The organism is Salibacterium halotolerans (assembly GCF_900115625.1).
Taxonomy (GTDB): Bacteria; Bacillota; Bacilli; order Bacillales; family Marinococcaceae; genus Salibacterium; species Salibacterium halotolerans.
The window spans coordinates 153,723-169,694 of the sequence record NZ_FOXD01000002.1; the positions used below are offsets into that span (position 1 = coordinate 153,723).

At 49.6% G+C, this 15,972-nt stretch carries 19 protein-coding genes; 18 read left to right on the forward strand and 1 reads right to left on the reverse strand.

Annotation, left to right across the window (positions count from 1 at the left end; translation table 11 throughout):
• Positions 1 to 13 precede the first annotated feature (13 nt).
• From fapR to rnc, 6 genes are all read left to right on the forward strand, one after another.
• Positions 14 to 568 carry a transcription factor FapR gene (gene fapR / locus BM124_RS02110; RefSeq protein WP_093334999.1) on the forward strand — a complete coding sequence of 185 codons (555 nt, stop codon included), beginning with the start codon at positions 14 to 16 and terminating at the stop codon, positions 566 to 568.
• Between the two features lie 27 nt (positions 569 to 595).
• Complete coding sequence (plsX, locus tag BM124_RS02115) at positions 596 to 1,597, forward strand: phosphate acyltransferase PlsX (RefSeq protein WP_093335000.1); 1,002 nt, start codon at positions 596 to 598, stop codon at positions 1,595 to 1,597.
• On the forward strand, positions 1,590 to 2,528 hold the full coding sequence (gene fabD, locus BM124_RS02120; RefSeq protein ID WP_093335001.1) for an ACP S-malonyltransferase: 939 nt from the start codon (positions 1,590 to 1,592) through the stop codon (positions 2,526 to 2,528). The genes plsX and fabD overlap by 8 nt, the downstream gene beginning before the upstream one ends.
• Before the next feature lie 12 nt (positions 2,529 to 2,540).
• Positions 2,541 to 3,284, forward strand: coding sequence for a 3-oxoacyl-[acyl-carrier-protein] reductase (fabG, locus tag BM124_RS02125; protein ID WP_093335002.1), 744 nt, complete (start codon positions 2,541 to 2,543; stop codon positions 3,282 to 3,284).
• Between the two features lie 84 nt (positions 3,285 to 3,368).
• On the forward strand, positions 3,369 to 3,605 hold the full coding sequence (gene acpP, locus BM124_RS02130) for an acyl carrier protein (protein ID WP_093335003.1): 237 nt from the start codon (positions 3,369 to 3,371) through the stop codon (positions 3,603 to 3,605).
• A gap of 91 nt (positions 3,606 to 3,696) precedes the next feature.
• A complete protein-coding gene (gene rnc / locus BM124_RS02135) occupies positions 3,697 to 4,479 on the forward strand; it encodes a ribonuclease III (protein ID WP_093335004.1) in 783 nt (260 codons plus the stop codon).
• Between the two features lie 37 nt (positions 4,480 to 4,516).
• On the opposite strand, the gene BM124_RS02140 is transcribed toward rnc, so the two are convergent.
• Complete coding sequence (locus BM124_RS02140; RefSeq protein ID WP_093335005.1) at positions 4,517 to 4,741, reverse strand: DUF1128 domain-containing protein; 225 nt, start codon at positions 4,739 to 4,741, stop codon at positions 4,517 to 4,519.
• A 190-nt stretch (positions 4,742 to 4,931) separates the two neighbouring features.
• Here BM124_RS02140 and smc point away from each other — a divergent pair, with 190 nt between their 5' ends.
• The 12 genes from smc to BM124_RS02200 all read left to right on the forward strand — a co-directional run bounded on the left by smc (position 4,932) and on the right by BM124_RS02200 (position 15,967).
• Positions 4,932 to 8,504 carry a chromosome segregation protein SMC gene (smc, locus tag BM124_RS02145; protein ID WP_093335006.1) on the forward strand — a complete coding sequence of 1,191 codons (3,573 nt, stop codon included), beginning with the start codon at positions 4,932 to 4,934 and terminating at the stop codon, positions 8,502 to 8,504.
• A 42-nt stretch (positions 8,505 to 8,546) separates the two neighbouring features.
• Positions 8,547 to 9,542, forward strand: coding sequence for a signal recognition particle-docking protein FtsY (gene ftsY, locus BM124_RS02150; protein WP_093335007.1), 996 nt, complete (start codon positions 8,547 to 8,549; stop codon positions 9,540 to 9,542).
• Positions 9,543 to 9,627: 85 nt separating this feature from the next.
• Positions 9,628 to 9,975 carry a putative DNA-binding protein gene (locus tag BM124_RS02155; protein ID WP_093335008.1) on the forward strand — a complete coding sequence of 116 codons (348 nt, stop codon included), beginning with the start codon at positions 9,628 to 9,630 and terminating at the stop codon, positions 9,973 to 9,975.
• Positions 9,975 to 11,327 carry a signal recognition particle protein gene (gene ffh / locus BM124_RS02160; protein WP_093335009.1) on the forward strand — a complete coding sequence of 451 codons (1,353 nt, stop codon included), beginning with the start codon at positions 9,975 to 9,977 and terminating at the stop codon, positions 11,325 to 11,327. Before BM124_RS02155 ends, ffh begins: the two co-directional genes overlap by 1 nt.
• 79 nt (positions 11,328 to 11,406) lie before the next feature.
• Positions 11,407 to 11,679 carry a 30S ribosomal protein S16 gene (gene rpsP / locus BM124_RS02165; RefSeq protein WP_093335010.1) on the forward strand — a complete coding sequence of 91 codons (273 nt, stop codon included), beginning with the start codon at positions 11,407 to 11,409 and terminating at the stop codon, positions 11,677 to 11,679.
• A 45-nt stretch (positions 11,680 to 11,724) separates the two neighbouring features.
• Positions 11,725 to 11,955, forward strand: coding sequence for a KH domain-containing protein (locus tag BM124_RS02170; protein ID WP_093335011.1), 231 nt, complete (start codon positions 11,725 to 11,727; stop codon positions 11,953 to 11,955).
• Between the two features lie 121 nt (positions 11,956 to 12,076).
• A complete protein-coding gene (locus BM124_RS02175) occupies positions 12,077 to 12,496 on the forward strand; it encodes a YlqD family protein (RefSeq protein WP_093335012.1) in 420 nt (139 codons plus the stop codon).
• The gene (gene rimM / locus BM124_RS02180; RefSeq protein WP_093335168.1) at positions 12,477 to 12,998 is read left to right on the forward strand and encodes a ribosome maturation factor RimM; all 522 of its coding nucleotides are present in this window, start codon (positions 12,477 to 12,479) and stop codon (positions 12,996 to 12,998) included. The genes BM124_RS02175 and rimM overlap by 20 nt, the downstream gene beginning before the upstream one ends.
• Positions 12,998 to 13,720, forward strand: a complete 723-nt coding sequence (trmD, locus tag BM124_RS02185; protein ID WP_093335013.1) for a tRNA (guanosine(37)-N1)-methyltransferase TrmD — start codon at positions 12,998 to 13,000, stop codon at positions 13,718 to 13,720. Before rimM ends, trmD begins: the two co-directional genes overlap by 1 nt.
• A 109-nt stretch (positions 13,721 to 13,829) precedes the next feature.
• On the forward strand, positions 13,830 to 14,174 hold the full coding sequence (gene rplS, locus BM124_RS02190; protein WP_093335014.1) for a 50S ribosomal protein L19: 345 nt from the start codon (positions 13,830 to 13,832) through the stop codon (positions 14,172 to 14,174).
• Between the two features lie 96 nt (positions 14,175 to 14,270).
• On the forward strand, positions 14,271 to 15,203 hold the full coding sequence (gene ylqF, locus BM124_RS02195) for a ribosome biogenesis GTPase YlqF (protein ID WP_093335015.1): 933 nt from the start codon (positions 14,271 to 14,273) through the stop codon (positions 15,201 to 15,203).
• Entirely contained in the window at positions 15,200 to 15,967 is a 768-nt protein-coding gene (locus tag BM124_RS02200; RefSeq protein WP_093335016.1) for a ribonuclease HII, read from the forward strand. The genes ylqF and BM124_RS02200 overlap by 4 nt, the downstream gene beginning before the upstream one ends.
• The last annotated feature ends 5 nt before the right edge of the window (positions 15,968 to 15,972 follow it).

Here is a 15,972-nt window from a genome sequence, read left to right on the forward strand (position 1 = left end):
GGATGGTGTAGGAGTGAAACGAAATAAAAAAGAACGGCAGCAGCAGTTGAAGCAGATTCTGGAGACAGATCCGTTTCGGACGGATGAATCGCTTGCCGTGGATTTTGAGGTGAGTGTCCAGACCATCCGGCTGGACCGGCTGGAACTTTCCATCCCGGAATTAAGAGAGCGGATCAAACATGTCGCCAGGGAACGACTTGATGAAGTGCAGGCGCTGCCACTCGAAGAAGTGATCGGCGAAATCGTTGATCTAAGGCTTGATGAAGAAGCGATTTCGATTTTGGATATTACGAAAGACCATGTTTTTTCAAGAACAAAAATCGCAAGAGGCCACTACCTGTTCGCTCAGGCTAATTCTCTTGCGGTTGCGATCATTAACGACGAACTGGCGTTGACTACAAAGGCGTCGGTTCATTTCAGCCGGCAGGTGAAGGAAGGGGAACGGGTTGCTGCAAGAGCAGTCGTTACCAGCTCAAAAGGTCATAAAACATGGGTGGAAGTAACGAGCAGTGTGCAGCAGGAACCTGTTTTTCACGGTGAGTTTGTCATGTACCGCTCCCACCGCTGAGAATTAGTGAAAAAGGAGACAATGTTCATGAAAATTGTCATCGACGCAATGGGAGGAGACTACTCTCCCAAAGCACACGTTGCCGGCGCCATGGCGGCAGAACGGGCATTCGACGATGTGGAAATCATACTGGCAGGTCACGAAGAACAGATTAATGAACATTTAACAAAGGCAAAACGTATTTCCGTTCTCCATACCGACGAAAAAATAGAGCCGGAGGACACCCCGACCAAAGCCGTGCGTAAAAAGAAAAATGCGTCGATGGTGCTTGCTCTCCGGGAAGTCCGTGAAGGACGTGCGGATGCGTGCATTTCCTCCGGCAATACCGGAGCGCTCATGACAGCAGGACTGCTTCATGTCGGCCGCATTGAAGGCATTGAACGTCCGGCACTTGCTCCCATGCTTCCGACGTTGGACGGGGAAGGATTTCTTCTTCTTGATGTAGGAGCAAATGTTGACTCCAAAGCAGAACACCTTCTGCAGAATGCGTTTATGGGGTCAATCTACATGGAAATGGTGAAGAAAGTAAACCGGCCGCGGGTCGGACTCGTGAACATTGGTACCGAAGAAGGGAAAGGCAATGAGCTGACCAAAGAAGCCTATGAGCTTCTCGAACAGGCTCCCCTTCATTTTGTCGGAAATGTCGAGGCCCGTGACCTGCTTGAAGGAGTCTGCGACGTAGCGGTGAGCGACGGATTCTCCGGCAACCTGATATTAAAATCCATTGAAGGAACGGCAGGAACGCTGTTTTCTCTGTTGAAGAAAGAATTAACGAGTACGTGGTCGAACAAACTCGCAGCGGGTATACTTCGTTCAAGTTTCAGTAACATCAGAGATAAAATGAGTTATTCGCATTATGGCGGGGCCGGCCTGTTCGGGCTGAATGCCCCTGTCATTAAAGCGCATGGATCATCAGACCACACCGCGGTTTTTCATGCCATCCGCCAGGCAAGGCAGATGGTCAATGAACAGGTGACTGATATTATGAAAAAGGAAGTCAAGCATCAGGGGGAATGGAAAAATGGGTAAAACTGCGTTCCTTTTTCCGGGGCAGGGATCACAGCATCCCGGAATGGCGAAAGCATTCTATGACGAAAGTGCCGATGCAAAAGCATTAATCGATGAAGCGGATCGTATTCTTGATTATCCGCTTTCCGGTATGATGTTTTCCGGACCGGAAGACGAGCTGAAAAAAACCGAGCATGCGCAGCCGGCTTTGTTAACGGCGGAAATGGTTTCGCTAAAAGCGCTGAAACAAAAAGGAATTACCGCCGACTATGCGGCCGGTCACAGCCTCGGAGAATATACGGCGCTGACGGCTGCAGGAGTCATGTCTTATGAAAATGCCCTCCGTATCGTGAAGCAGCGGGGTCTGTTCATGGAGGAGGCCGTTCCCGCAGGAGAAGGATCCATGTCGGCTCTCATGGGCCTGGAGAGGGAAACAGTGGAACGCATCTGTTCCGACATTTCATCAGCCGGCGGCATCGTCCAGGCGGCCAATCTTAACGCCCCCGGTCAGATTGTCATTTCCGGAGACAAAGACGCGATTGCCAAAGCGGAAGAAATGGCGCAGCAGGAAAAGGCAAAACGCGTGATCAGTCTTGAAGTAAGCGGTCCGTTTCATTCGCGGATGATGGAACCGGCTCAGGAAAAACTCGAAAGCGCCATGGAACCGATCTCCTTTTCGAAACCGGCATTCCCGGTTTTGTCCAATGTGAATGCGCTCGAAGAAACCGACCCGGGTCAGTTGAAACGAAACGTGATTGAACAGGTCACGTCTCCGGTGTACTGGGAAGATACCATCCGACGGCTGCTGGAGCTCGGAGTGGATACATTCATTGAAGCAGGTCCGGGCAATGTTCTCGGAGGACTTGTCCGCCGGGTGCAGCGCCGTGGAGTAAACGTTTATTCCGCGCAGGATCCGGAATCGGTCGAAAAAACTGCAGCAGCCTTAACATAAGGAGGGAATGACATGTTTAATGGAAAAACCGCGCTTGTAACCGGTGCCTCCAGAGGTATCGGAAAAGCGATAGCTCTGGAGCTTGCCGCAAGCGGCGCCAATGTCGCTGTCAATTATTCAGGCAGCGCGCAGAAAGCGGAAGAAGTCGCCGCAGCGTGCCGGGATCAGGGAGTGAAAGCTTTCTCCGTCCAAGCCGATGTCGCTGTCGAAGAAGATGTGAAAGCCATGATAAAAGAAGTGACGGACCAATTCGGTCAGTTGGATATTCTGATTAACAACGCCGGTATTACAAGAGATAATCTGTTGATGCGTATGCGGGAAGAGGACTGGGATGCTGTTCTTGATACGAACCTGAAAGGTGTCTATCATTGTGCGAAGAGTGCCTCGCGTCAGATGATGAAACAGCGTTCCGGTAAGATTGTCAACATTTCATCAGTCGTCGGTGTGATGGGCAATGCCGGCCAGGCCAATTATTCTGCGGCAAAAGCAGGCGTTCTCGGTTTGACAAAAAGCCTGGCGAGAGAATTTGCCCCGCGTAATATCCAGGTTAATGCGGTGGCCCCCGGCTTTATTGAAACGGAAATGACCGAAGAGTTGGATGAAAAAACGCAGGAGTCACTACTTCAGAGTATTCCGCTCGGCAGGCTCGGAGAAGCCCGGGAAGTGGCACGGGCTGTGCGTTTTCTTGCCTCCGGGGATGCTGATTATATGACGGGCCAGACCCTGCAGATTGACGGCGGAATGGTCATGCATTAATCTTTCCCGTCTGTAAGATGGCATTTTTGTATGTTATCTTCTATAATGGCGGCAGGAACCAATTTGTTAAAGGAGGTGAAGAAAATGGCCGAAAATACGTTGGAGCGTGTGAAAAAGATTGTAGCTGAGCGTCTGGATGTAGAAGAATCGGATATTACCCGGGAAGCTGCATTTAAAGATGATCTCGGTGCCGATTCATTGGATGTGGTGGAACTTGTCATGGAGCTTGAAGATGAGTTTGACCTCGAGATTTCCGATGAAGAAGCAGAAAAAATTGTAAGTGTTGCTGATGTTGTGAACTACATAGATGGTCAGCAATAAAAAAGCATCGCCGGAGCCGCTGAAAGCTTCTGACCAGCGGCTCCAGGGCTTTGCCGCGTGTAAGGGAAGGATCGACTAAACGGAGGACGATATGGGACAGAATACAGATAAAAAGAACCATGGCTCCCGTTCTAAAAAATCGAAGAAACTGGTATTAACCGAAAAACACCGGCAGAATCTTTACCAGACGCTGGAACGGCTTGGCTTGTCTTTTTCTGATGAAAAACTGCTGATTCAGGCTTTCACCCATTCATCCTATGTGAATGAGCATCGGATCCGTTCGGTCTATGACAACGAACGGCTGGAGTTTTTAGGGGACGCGGTACTCGAATTGTCGGTATCGCAGCATCTGTTTAAACGATTTTCCACGATGAGTGAGGGAGAAATGACGAAGTTACGCGCTGCTATCGTCTGTGAAGCATCGCTTGCCAATCTGGCAGAAGAACTGGAGTTCGGCGAGCTTGTATTTCTCGGTAAAGGCGAGGAAATGACCGGCGGACGTAACAGACCTGCTCTCCTTGCGGATGTATTCGAAGCTTTCACGGGAGCATTATATCTCGATCAGGGAATGGATGCCGTGTATACCTTTTTGGAACAGACGGTTTATCCAAAAATCGATGACGGTGCTTTTTCGCATATGATGGATTTTAAAAGCCAGCTGCAGGAACATCTGCAAAAAGACAACCACGGCCCCATTCATTATGAAATCAAAAATGAGATCGGTCCGGCTCACAGCAGAGAGTTTATTTCGGCAGTATACCTCAATGAAGACTTACTTGGTGAAGGAAGAGGCCGGTCGAAAAAAGAAGCGGAACAACATGCCGCCCAGCAGGCTCTCTCCAGACTGGATCCGGAAAAAAAGAAAGAAGACTGAAAGAGGCTGCCCCAGTCATGTGGGACAGCCTCTTTTTTCAGGATTTTTTAATACGTCCGAGTTCGGAGATGATGGCATCCATTTCACTCACGCTTACGTTTTCTTTGGATTCAATCAATTCATACATTTCTTTTATCTCATCATAATGGCTGATATCAAAGTTACCCGGTTCAAATGCAGAAGCATTCACGACCTGCAGTTTTTTTCCGATTTCCTCCACCATGAAATTCAGATTTTCTTCGGTCGGCTGTTCAAGACCCAAATGATCTCCCCCTTCTATGTTGTGGCTGTATGCCGCTCGTTTAATTGTATCGACTCAATCGAAAAAGAGCAAATACCGTTTGATGAGCCTTATGCACGCTTTCGTATTATGATAAAATAGAAAAGTGTTCTTTTCAGTAATAAAAGGAACCGGAAGAATGATGACACCCAGGAGGAGGACACCTGATACGATGTTCCTCAAACGAATAGAAATTAAAGGATTTAAATCTTTTGCTGAAGCAATGAATATAGAATTTGTACCCGGCGTAAACGCGGTCGTGGGACCGAATGGAAGCGGAAAAAGCAATGTGTCCGACGCCATACGCTGGGTGCTCGGCGAACAGTCGGCCCGGTCGCTGCGGGGGGCAAAAATGGAAGACATTATTTTTGCCGGCAGTGATACAAGAAAGCCGATGAACGCCTCCGAAGTCACCCTTGTGCTCGAGAATGATGACGAGTACCTGAATCTTGACTATCATGAAGTCAGCGTTACGCGGAAACTGTACCGCACCGGTGACAGTGAATATCTAATAAACCGCCAGTCCTGCCGGCGCAAAGATATTGTAGAGCTGTTCATGGACTCCGGAATGGGAAAAGAAGCCTTTTCCATCATCGGTCAGGGACGGGTGGAAGAAGTACTGTCCAGTAAACCGGAGGAACGGCGCGCGATTTTTGAAGAAGCGGCCGGGGTCTCCAAATACAAACAGAGGAAAAACCAGGCGGGAAAAAAATTAAGTGAAACCGAAGATAACCTGAACCGGGTGGAAGATATTCTGCATGAGCTCGAAAATCAGGTGGAGCCGTTAAAAGAGCAGGCGTCCATGGCAAAGGACTATCTAGCCAAAAAAGAAGAACTGGAAGAGAAAGATATTGCCCTGACGGCGGGTGAAATAGAACAGAAACATCAAAGATGGAGCACGCTTCAGGACACGATTGCCCATTTGGAAGAACAGCAGCAGAAAACGGACAATCTCATCAAGGAGCAGGAACAGAAACAGACGGAAGCAGAGACAAAAACAGAAGAAATCGATGAAGCCGTCAGCAGGATTCAAAATGATCTCGTCAACGTCAGCGGAAAGCTTGAAAAAGAAGAAGGACGCAGGCGGGTGCTTGAAGAACGCGGAAAAAATGCCGGCGAAAAAAAAGAGGAATGGGAAGAGCGGTACGCGGAGCTGAAACAGAAAAGCGCGCAGTCCCGGAAAGATTGGGAAAATCAGGTCCGTATCATGAAAGAAAGCGGCAGCCGGTACCAATCGCTGAAAGACAAACATTCTTCCATTCAGGAAGAATGGAAAACATACAAAGAAAGCCGGCGTGAAGAGATTGAATCATTAAAAAGCGAATATATTGAGCGTTTGAATGAACAGGCGGCCGTCCGTAACGAAGAGAAGTACCTCGACGAACAGAAAAAACAGCTCGAGCATAAACATGGATCGCTCACAAAAGACAATCAGGAATATGTGAAAGAACGAGAGCAGGCTGAAAAACTCGTAGAGAACGCCCGCGGGAAAAAAGAAAACGCAGCGAGCGTACATGAGCAGGAAAAAGAAACATGGAAAACCCTGCAGGAGGCGTGGAAAGAAAAAAGTGAATCGGTGGAAGGTCTCGAACAGAAACTGTATGAAGCGTACCGGCATGTGGATCAGACCCGCTCCAGAATTCATGTACTCGAAGAAATGGAAGCCGATTACTCCGGTTTTTACCAAGGGGTAAGAGAGGTACTGAAAGCAGGCAGGGACACGTTAAACGGTGTTGTCGGCGCGGTGGCGGAACTCATCGATGTGCCCAAGAGCTATACATTGGCTGTTGAAACAGCGCTTGGAGGCGCTCTCCAGAATGTTGTAACAAAGACGGAAGAGGATGCCAGGAAAGCGATACAGTTTCTGAAAACCCGTCAAAAGGGAAGAGCAACTATTCTTCCGGCAGAGGTAATCCGGCCGCGCCGGCTTTCTGCGGATTTCCGGAATAAACTCCAGTCTGACGAAGGATTTATCACAACTGCAGCCGATGCTGTGAATGTAGAGGATTCCTACAGGCATATTGTCGAACATCTCCTCGGACAGGTCGTGCTGGCTGCATCGCTTGAAGCGGCGAACCGTATGGCACGTCTGACCGGTTATAAGGTACGGATTGTGACCCTGGACGGTAATGTCGTCAATCCAGGCGGCTCCATGACCGGGGGAAGCAGCGGCAGAAACAGCAGCCAGATTCTCGCCAGACAAAATGAACTGGAAGAACTGCGTGAAAAGCACCAGGACATGCAGGCGAAGACGGAAACGCTGGAAAAGAAAGTAAAACAGGAAAAGCAGAACCGTGATGAAACAGCAGAGCAGCTGGAAGAAAGCCGCAGACGGGGAGAAGAAGCAAGAGATACGCTGGAGCAGGCCAAGGAAGAACTTGCCGGTGCCGAGGCAGACCTTGAAAAAGCCAACTCCAAGCTGTCGATGTATGATAAAGAATCTTCCTCCCTTGAAGAGGAGCAGGAGCGTCTGCAGTCACGGGAAAAAGTACTTATGGAAAACAAAGACAGTGTCGCGGAGAAACTGCGTGTGCTCGACGAACAGATTTCACAACTGGAAGAACAGGAAAAAGAACGCGGCGAAAAGCTGGAAGAGCTGAAAGAAAAAGAAACAGACATAAAAGTGGAATTGGCGGGCGCTAAAGAATCCGCTGCCAATGATGAAGCCGAAGAAAAGCGTTTGAAAAAACAGTGGGAGGAAGAAGCCGCCCAGCTGGAGAAACTGGAACAGGATATAGCATTGCTCGATGAACAAATGTCTTCCATGGAGGGAGACGAAGATGTGGAAACAGAGATTGAAAGGCTGCGGGAAGAAAAGGAATCTCTTTCCCAGGAGATGGCACGGCTGCGCCGGGACAGGGTCGAATCCGGTGATGACGCTGAGCAGCGGAAATCGCGCATCCAGCAGCTGAACCATGACCGAAATGAAAAACAGCAGGTGCTTCACGATCATCAGATTGAGCTGAATCGTCTGGATGTAGAGCTTGATACAAGACTTGAACACCTGCAGGAAAATTACGAAATAAGTTTCGAACGGGCAAGAGATCAATATCCTCTGAAAGAAGATCTGGAAGAAACCCGCAAACGAATCAAACTGGTCAAAATGGGGATGGATGAACTCGGTAATGTCAATCTTGGAGCGATTGATGAGTATGAGCGTGTACACGAACGTGTCACCTTTCTCCAGGAGCAGAGGCAGGACTTGAAGGAGGCCTGGAATTCGCTCAATGAAGTGATACAGGAAATGGACGACGAAATGAAACGCCGGTTCTCCGAAACGTTTGAAGCGATCCGTTACCACTTCCGGTACACGTTTCAGGAACTCTTCGGGGGTGGAGAAGCCGATCTTGAGCTGACCGATCCCGATCATCTTCTTCATACCGGGGTGGATATTGTAGCACGGCCTCCGGGAAAGAAACGGCAGAATCTGTCCCTTCTGTCGGGAGGAGAAAAGGCTTTAACCGCTATCGCGCTGCTCTTTTCGATTGTAAAAGAGAAGCCTGTGCCTTTTTGTGTGCTTGATGAAGTAGAAGCAGCGCTGGATGAAGCAAACCTGGCCCGGTTTGCCAAATACCTGCGTACGTTCAGTGAGACCACCCAGTTTATTGTCATCAGCCACCGCAAAGCGACGATGGAGGAAGCAGATGTGTTGTACGGAATTACAATGGAAGAATCAGGTGTATCGAGAATGGTATCGGTTAAAATGGAAGATGCAGGTGAGTTGGTGGAATCTGCGGCAACGTAATCGCAAAGGAGGTAGAATCTGCAGCAAACTGCAGGCACAGTTATGGGATTTTTTGAAAAACTGAAAAACAAGGTAACCCAGCAGACAGACACGGTGACGGAAAAATTCAAAGAAGGACTTACAAAAACGAGAGACTCCTTTGCTGAGCAGATGAATGAGTTATTTGCGCAGTACAGAACCGTCGATGAGGAATTTTTCGAAGAACTGGAAGAAATTCTGATCGGCGCGGACGCGGGTGTGAATACCGTGATGGAGCTGATTGATGAACTGAAAGAAGAAGCACGCCGCCGTAATATTAAGGATTCAAAGAACATCGCGCCGCTCATTACGGAGAAATTGTCGGAAAAACTGGACAAAACCGGTGACGACGCTTCTCTGAACATCCAGCAGGATGGCATGACGGTAATTCTGTTTGTCGGTGTGAACGGTGTCGGCAAAACAACGACCATCGGAAAAATGGCCCACTCTTTTAAAGAAGAAGGGAAGAAAGTCGTGATGGCCGCCGGAGATACGTTCCGGGCAGGTGCCATTGAGCAGCTGGACGAGTGGGGGAAACGGGTTGGTGTAGACGTTGTGAAACAGCAGGCCGGATCGGATCCTGCAGCGGTAATGTACGATGCCATTCAGTCCGCCCGCTCGAAAAACGCAGACGTATTGTTGTGCGATACCGCGGGAAGACTGCAGAACAAAGTGAATCTCATGAAAGAACTGGAAAAAGTGAAACGCGTTATTTCACGCGAAATTCCAAACGCGCCCCATGAGGTTCTGCTCGTTCTGGATGCCACAACCGGACAGAATGCGATGAGCCAGGCGAAGACGTTTCAGGAAGCAACGGATGTAAGCGGCATTGCGCTTACGAAACTCGATGGGACGGCCAAAGGCGGCATTGTTCTGGCTGTCCGGAATGAACTGGATATACCGGTGAAACTGGTGGGACTTGGTGAAAAAATGGACGACATGCAGCCGTTTGATGCCGAGCAGTTCGTATATGGTTTGTTTCGGGAACTCGTGGAAGAACAGACAGAAGAATCATCGTAAAGGTTTTGTCTTGACAGTGCAAAATGTCTTTAGTAGGCTTATCTGTGTATAGGAAGGATTCAGGATTAACAAAAGGGTGGGACTTATGCTGGAAAAAACGGTGCGGATGAACGCATTGTTTGACTTTTATCAACCCTTGTTAACGGCAAAACAGCAGAAATACCTGGAGCTCTATTATCTGGATGATTATTCGCTCGGCGAAATTTCGGATAGATACGATGTGAGCCGTCAGGCGGTGTATGATAATATCAAACGAACCGAAGTTATGCTGGAGGAATACGAAGAAAAACTCGGCCTCTACCGTAAATACAAGCGGCGGATGTCATTTTATCAGGAACTCCGGCAGTACGCCGGCGGCTGTGCTTCTCCTTCCCGGGAGATGCTGGATACGATAGAGGCTCTGGAAAAACTCGAGGAGGAGGGGGCGATGTAATGGCGTTTGAAGGGTTGGCAGAACGGCTCCAGTCCACCTTCGATAAAATGAAGGGACGCGGAAAGGTATCGGAAGCCGACGTCAAAGAAATGATGCGGGAAGTACGTCTGGCCCTCCTGGAAGCAGACGTAAACTTCAAGGTCGTCAAAAAATTTGTCAATGATGTAAAAGAGCGTGCAGTTGGCCAGGAAGTAATGAAAAGTCTGACTCCCGGCCAGCAGGTTATCAAGGTCGTCAATGAAGAACTGACGACACTTATGGGCGGGGAAGAAAGCAAAATCGCAGCGTCTCGTAAACCGCCTACCGTTGTTATGCTCGCCGGCCTGCAGGGTGCGGGGAAAACAACGACGGTGGCGAAAGTAGCCAACCACCTCCGCAAACATCATAACCGTAAGCCGCTGCTCGCCGCGGCTGATATCTACCGGCCGGCTGCGATTGATCAGCTGGAAACGCTCGGCAGACAGCTCGATATGCCTGTCTATTCCAAAGGAACTAAAGCTTCTCCGGTTGATATTGCAAAAGACGCGGTGGAACAGGCGAAAGAAGAAAACTGTGATTATGTTCTAATTGATACCGCCGGCCGTCTTCATGTAGATGAAGAACTGATGAGTGAACTGCAGCAGGTGAGAGAAGCGGTGGATCCCGATGAAATCCTCCTCGTCATTGACTCTATGACCGGTCAGGACGCCGTCAATGTAGCACAAAGCTTTCACGAACAGCTCGGGGTGACAGGAGCCATACTTACCAAGCTGGATGGCGACACCCGCGGCGGCGCGGCTCTTTCTGTACGGGAAGTAACCGGCGTTCCGATTAAGTTTGCCGGAACAGGTGAAAAGATTGATGAAATCGATGTGTTTCATCCCGAACGCATGGCCTCCCGAATTCTTGGGATGGGCGATATGCTCTCCCTCATTGAAAAAGCGGAGACAAGTGTCGATGATGAACGCGCCAAAGAACTGCAGAAAAAAATGAAGTCGGCCGATCTTACATTTGATGATTTTCTGGAGCAGCTGGAACAGGTGCGTAACATGGGGCCGCTTGATGAATTGCTGCAGATGATGCCCGGCGCGAACAAAAAGGCAATGAAAAACATTCAGGTGGACGAAAGCCAGATCGGGCGGGTGGAAGCGATTGTCCGTTCGATGACGACCCACGAGAAAGAAAACCCGTCGGTGATGAATGCCAGCAGAAAACGGCGTATCGCAAAAGGAAGCGGCACAACGATTCAGGATGTGAACCGGCTGCTGAAACAGTTTGAAGATATGAAGAAGATGATGAAACAGATGACAGGCGGCAATCAAAAAGGGAAGAAAAAAGGAAAAGGCGGCATGCAGCTCCCTTTTCTACAGTGAAAAGGAAAAACCCTTTACAGGGAAGTTCTGTCCTATTATAATAATTTATTGTGCGAAAAAAATTTGGAGGTGTCTGCTAATGGCAGTTAAAATCAGACTTAAACGTATGGGAGCAAAAAAATCACCATTTTACCGTCTTGTAGTGGCCGACTCCCGCGCTCCGCGCGATGGCCGTTTTATTGAAGAAATTGGAACGTACAATCCGCTGAAAGATCCGGCAGAAGTAAGCATTAACGGCGAGAAAGCCGTACAGTGGATGCTGGACGGCGCCCAGCCTTCCGATACTGTGCGCAACCTTTTTTCCAAAGAAGGTCTGATGGAGCGTCTTCATAACGAGAAAAACGGAAAGTAAAAAGCGTTGTCTGCTGCCCGATTATGGAGAAAGGCGGGGAAATCTTTGAAACAGTTGGTCCAGACAATGGTCCTCGCGCTCGTTGACTTTCCCGAAGAGGTGGAAGTAACAGAGCGCCGGGAAGGAGAAATTCTCGTCCTGACATTAACGGTGCACAAGCAGGATATGGGGAAAGTGATCGGAAAACAGGGCAGAACCGCAAATGCGATGCGTTCTGTCCTGTATGCCGGTGCCTCCCATCATCAAGAGCGCATTCGATTGGATATTATCGAATAGGAGAAAAGGCAGGGACCCGCATTCCCTGCCTTTTTTTAAAAAAGCGGACCGGTCAATGCCCGGTACCCTTCATACCCGGATGCGGACCGCTCCATCACTTGTTTTCAACTGAGGTGAATCCATGCGTATCATTAAAAAAGCCGCTGTAAAACATGTATTGACAGACAAAATGCGGGAAAAGATGGTTTCTGATTTTCACCGGGACCAAAGGCAGCTGAACAAAGAAATAGAGCAGCTCCGGTTTCAGATGCAGAAACAGTGGAAAACAGCAGATACCGGATGGAAGAAAACAGAAATTAAAGAACGATATGATAAAGAAATAGAAAAGCGTAAAGAAAAGGTGAAGCACTCTGAATTTCAGCTGACTCAGCTGGAACAGCTTCCGCCCGGCACTGAAATAGGATCCAGGGAAGTGGACGTAATCGAAGAGGTGGCTGAAGGGGATGAATGGCCGTCGCAGAATCAGGAAATTGTCGTTCAGGACGGGATCATTACACAGATAAGGAATAAAAGATCGGATGATGAGAATGGAATGGTTTAATGTTGGCAGAATCGTGAACACTCATGGAATAAAAGGAGAATGGAAAGTGTTCCCGATTACTGATTTTGAAGAGGAGCGGTTTGCTCCGGGAGTGACGCTCTACCTGTCAAAAGGCAGTAAGGAACGCACTCCGGTTACGGTCTCGCATTCCCGGCGGCATAAACAGCACCGGCTTCTGACGGTGGAGGAAATTTCGTCGGTGGAAGAAGCTGAGGCCTGGCGGGAAGCTGTTCTGCAGATACCTGAAACGGAACTTTCAGAGCTTGAAGACGATGAATTTTATTATTATGAAATCATCGGCTGCCGGGTTTATGCAGAGGATAAAACACTGCTTGGTGAGGTCAAAGAGGTGCAGTCCCCCGGCGCCAATGACGTATGGGTGGTCGAGGCAGCCGGGGGCGGCCGGGATATTCTCGTTCCCTACATTGATGATATTGTCAAACGGGTGGACATAAAAGAAAAAACCATTATCATTCATGTCATGGAAGGACTGCTGCCGTGATGAGAATGGATTTTTTAACCCTTTTTCCAGAGATGTTTCCCGGTGTACTCCAGTCCTCCATGCTGAAACAAGCCCAGGACAAGCAGGCTGTATCCTATCACGTGCATAACATCCGCGATTTTTCCGAAAATAAACACCGCAAAACCGACGATTATCCGTACGGCGGCGGAGCCGGAATGGTTCTGACTCCGCAGCCGGTGTTTGATGCAGCAGCGTTTGCCCGGCAGCAGAGCTCCTCGCAGGCACGAATTATTCTGCTCTGTCCGCAAGGGGCGCCGTTCACCCAGGAAGACGCGGAAGAACTGGCGGGCGAGAAGCAGCTCATATTCCTATGCGGTCATTACGAAGGGTATGATGAGCGGATACGCACGCATCTGGCAACAGATGAGTACTCCATCGGCGACTTTATCATGACTGGCGGGGAGCTTGGTGCCATGACGCTTGCCGACAGTATCACCCGGCTTCTGCCCGGAGTGCTCGGAAACAGTGAATCGGCTGCGGCAGATTCGTTTTCCGAATCTCTGCTCGAACATCCTCATTACACGAGACCGGCTGATTTCAGAGGGTTGAAGGTGCCGGATGTGCTTTTGTCCGGACATCATAAAAATATCGAAACATGGCGCCGGCAGCAGGCGCTTGAGAGAACGCGGAAACGACGCCCGGATCTGCTCGAAAAAAGCGCGGAACACCTTTCAGTGAAAGAAAATGAAGAAAACCGTTGAAGAGCGCCATCCGGTGTGGTAGGATAAATTTTGTGGTGAAAGCCGCTTACTACGATGTTCCGCTGCCGGATAGAACGGCATGAGCATTCGAGAGAAGGAGGCAACAAAAATGCAGGAACTGCTTCGTGAAATCACGAAAGATCAGCTCAAAACCGATGTGCCGGATTTCCGTCCGGGGGATACGGTGCGGGTACACGCAAAAGTCGTGGAAGGCTCCCGTGAGCGTATTCAGGTATTCCAGGGCGTAGTTATCAAACGCCGCGGAGGCGGAATCAGTGAAACGTTTACCGTTCGTAAGGTATCTTACGGTATCGGCGTGGAACGTACATTTCCGGTTCATTCCCCGCGTATTGACAAGATTGAAGTGAAGCGCCGCGGCAAAGTACGTCAGGCGAGACTTTACTATCTCCGCAATCTGCGTGGAAAAGCTGCCCGCATCAAAGAAATTCGATAGGGAATCCCGAAGACTGCCACGGCAAACGCGCCGTAGCAGTCTTTTTTTAGAAGAAAAAAACTCCCCAAACAGGGCAGACAGGAAAGGAGTACAGCCATGACGATTCAATGGTATCCTGGACATATGGAAAAGGCAAAACGCCAGGTGGCTGAGCAGTTGAAACGGGTGGATGCGGCGGTTGAGCTGGTAGATGCCCGTATTCCTTTTTCTTCACGGAATCCGATGCTTGATCAAATACTGCAGGACAAACCCCGAGTTGTTGTTCTTACAAAAAGTGACATGGCCGATCCTGATGTGAGTGCACAGTGGCTCCGTTTTTACGAAGCACAAGGAGCGGAGGCGGTGACGTTGAATGCTCTCCAAAGTAAGGGGGCTAAACCGGTCATAGACAAGGCGGAAAAGGTCACAGCTCCGATTTTTGATAAAATGAAACAAAAAGGCATCAGACCCCGTGCCATCCGCGCGATGATACTGGGAATTCCGAACGTCGGGAAATCAACGGTCATTAACCGTCTCGTCGGCAGAAAGACGGCGAAGACAGGCGATAAACCGGGCATCACGAAAGCGCAGCAGTGGCTGAAAGTGGGAAATAAAATGGAACTGCTTGATACACCAGGCATTCTATGGCCGAAATTTGAAGACCAGATGGTAGGATACAGGCTCGCGGCAACAGGTGCGATTAAAGATGAGCGGCTCGATCTGGAGGACATTGCTCTTTATCTGACGAGACTTCTGAAAGAACGCTATCCGCAAGCGTTGAAGGAGAGGTACCGGATCGAAGAACTGCCTGCTGACGACCACGACCTGTTTACACAGATAGGAAGCAAAAGAGGGTGCCTGCAGCCGGGAGGTTATGTGGATGAAGAACAGTGCGCCGCCCTGATCCTGCGCGAATTCAGAGATGGAAAGCTGGGACGCCTGTCGCTTGAAACACCATCGGATCATGAGGAAAAAAAGGATACGCATGCCTCTTCGAATGCAGAGAAGTCATCCGATATAATGAGTAGAGATAAGGATGCAGATGTATGAAAAAATTGAGTATTTCCGATATCCGGTATTATTTATTCGAGGAGCAGCCGGATGCAGCGTGGCTGGAGACGCTGCGGCAGGATGAGAGAAAGGGCGTCCGTCAGCTGATCAGCCGCTACGACAAACATAGAGAAGCAGAAAAGGTGAGGGAAGCGGCGTTTCTGGACTCTCTGTTTTTTGAGAACCAGTACAGGGAACAGGGCTTTACGGCCGCCGCGGGCGTGGATGAAGTCGGAAGAGGCCCTCTTGCCGGACCGGTGACCGCGGCTGCGGCGATCCTTCCCCGGAACTGCTTTCTGCCGGGGCTTACAGATTCGAAGAAACTGAAAAAAGAAGAGCGGAATTATTTTTATGAAAAACTGACAGCGGAGGCAGTGTATCACATTGTGCATGTTCCGGCGGACGTGATTGATGACATAAACATATACCAGGCCTCCAGAAAAGCCATGAAGCAGGCGGTGGAAGGTCTCAGAGAAGAAGCGGATATCCTGCTTGTTGATGCGGTCACCATCTCCACCAGCCTGCCGCAGCTCCCTTTGACGAAAGGGGACGAGCGGAGTGCCTCCATTGCTGCAGCCTCGGTGCTTGCCAAAGTGGAACGGGACCGGTATATGTCGGAACTCACGCGAACCTACCCGGAATACGGTTTTGATACAAATGCAGGTTACGGAACAGCTGAGCACCTGGAGGCTCTGAACCGGCTGGGGCCGACTCCGGAGCACCGGCGCAGCTTTGCACCTGTGCGGGACAGCATCCAGCACTAAGAAAC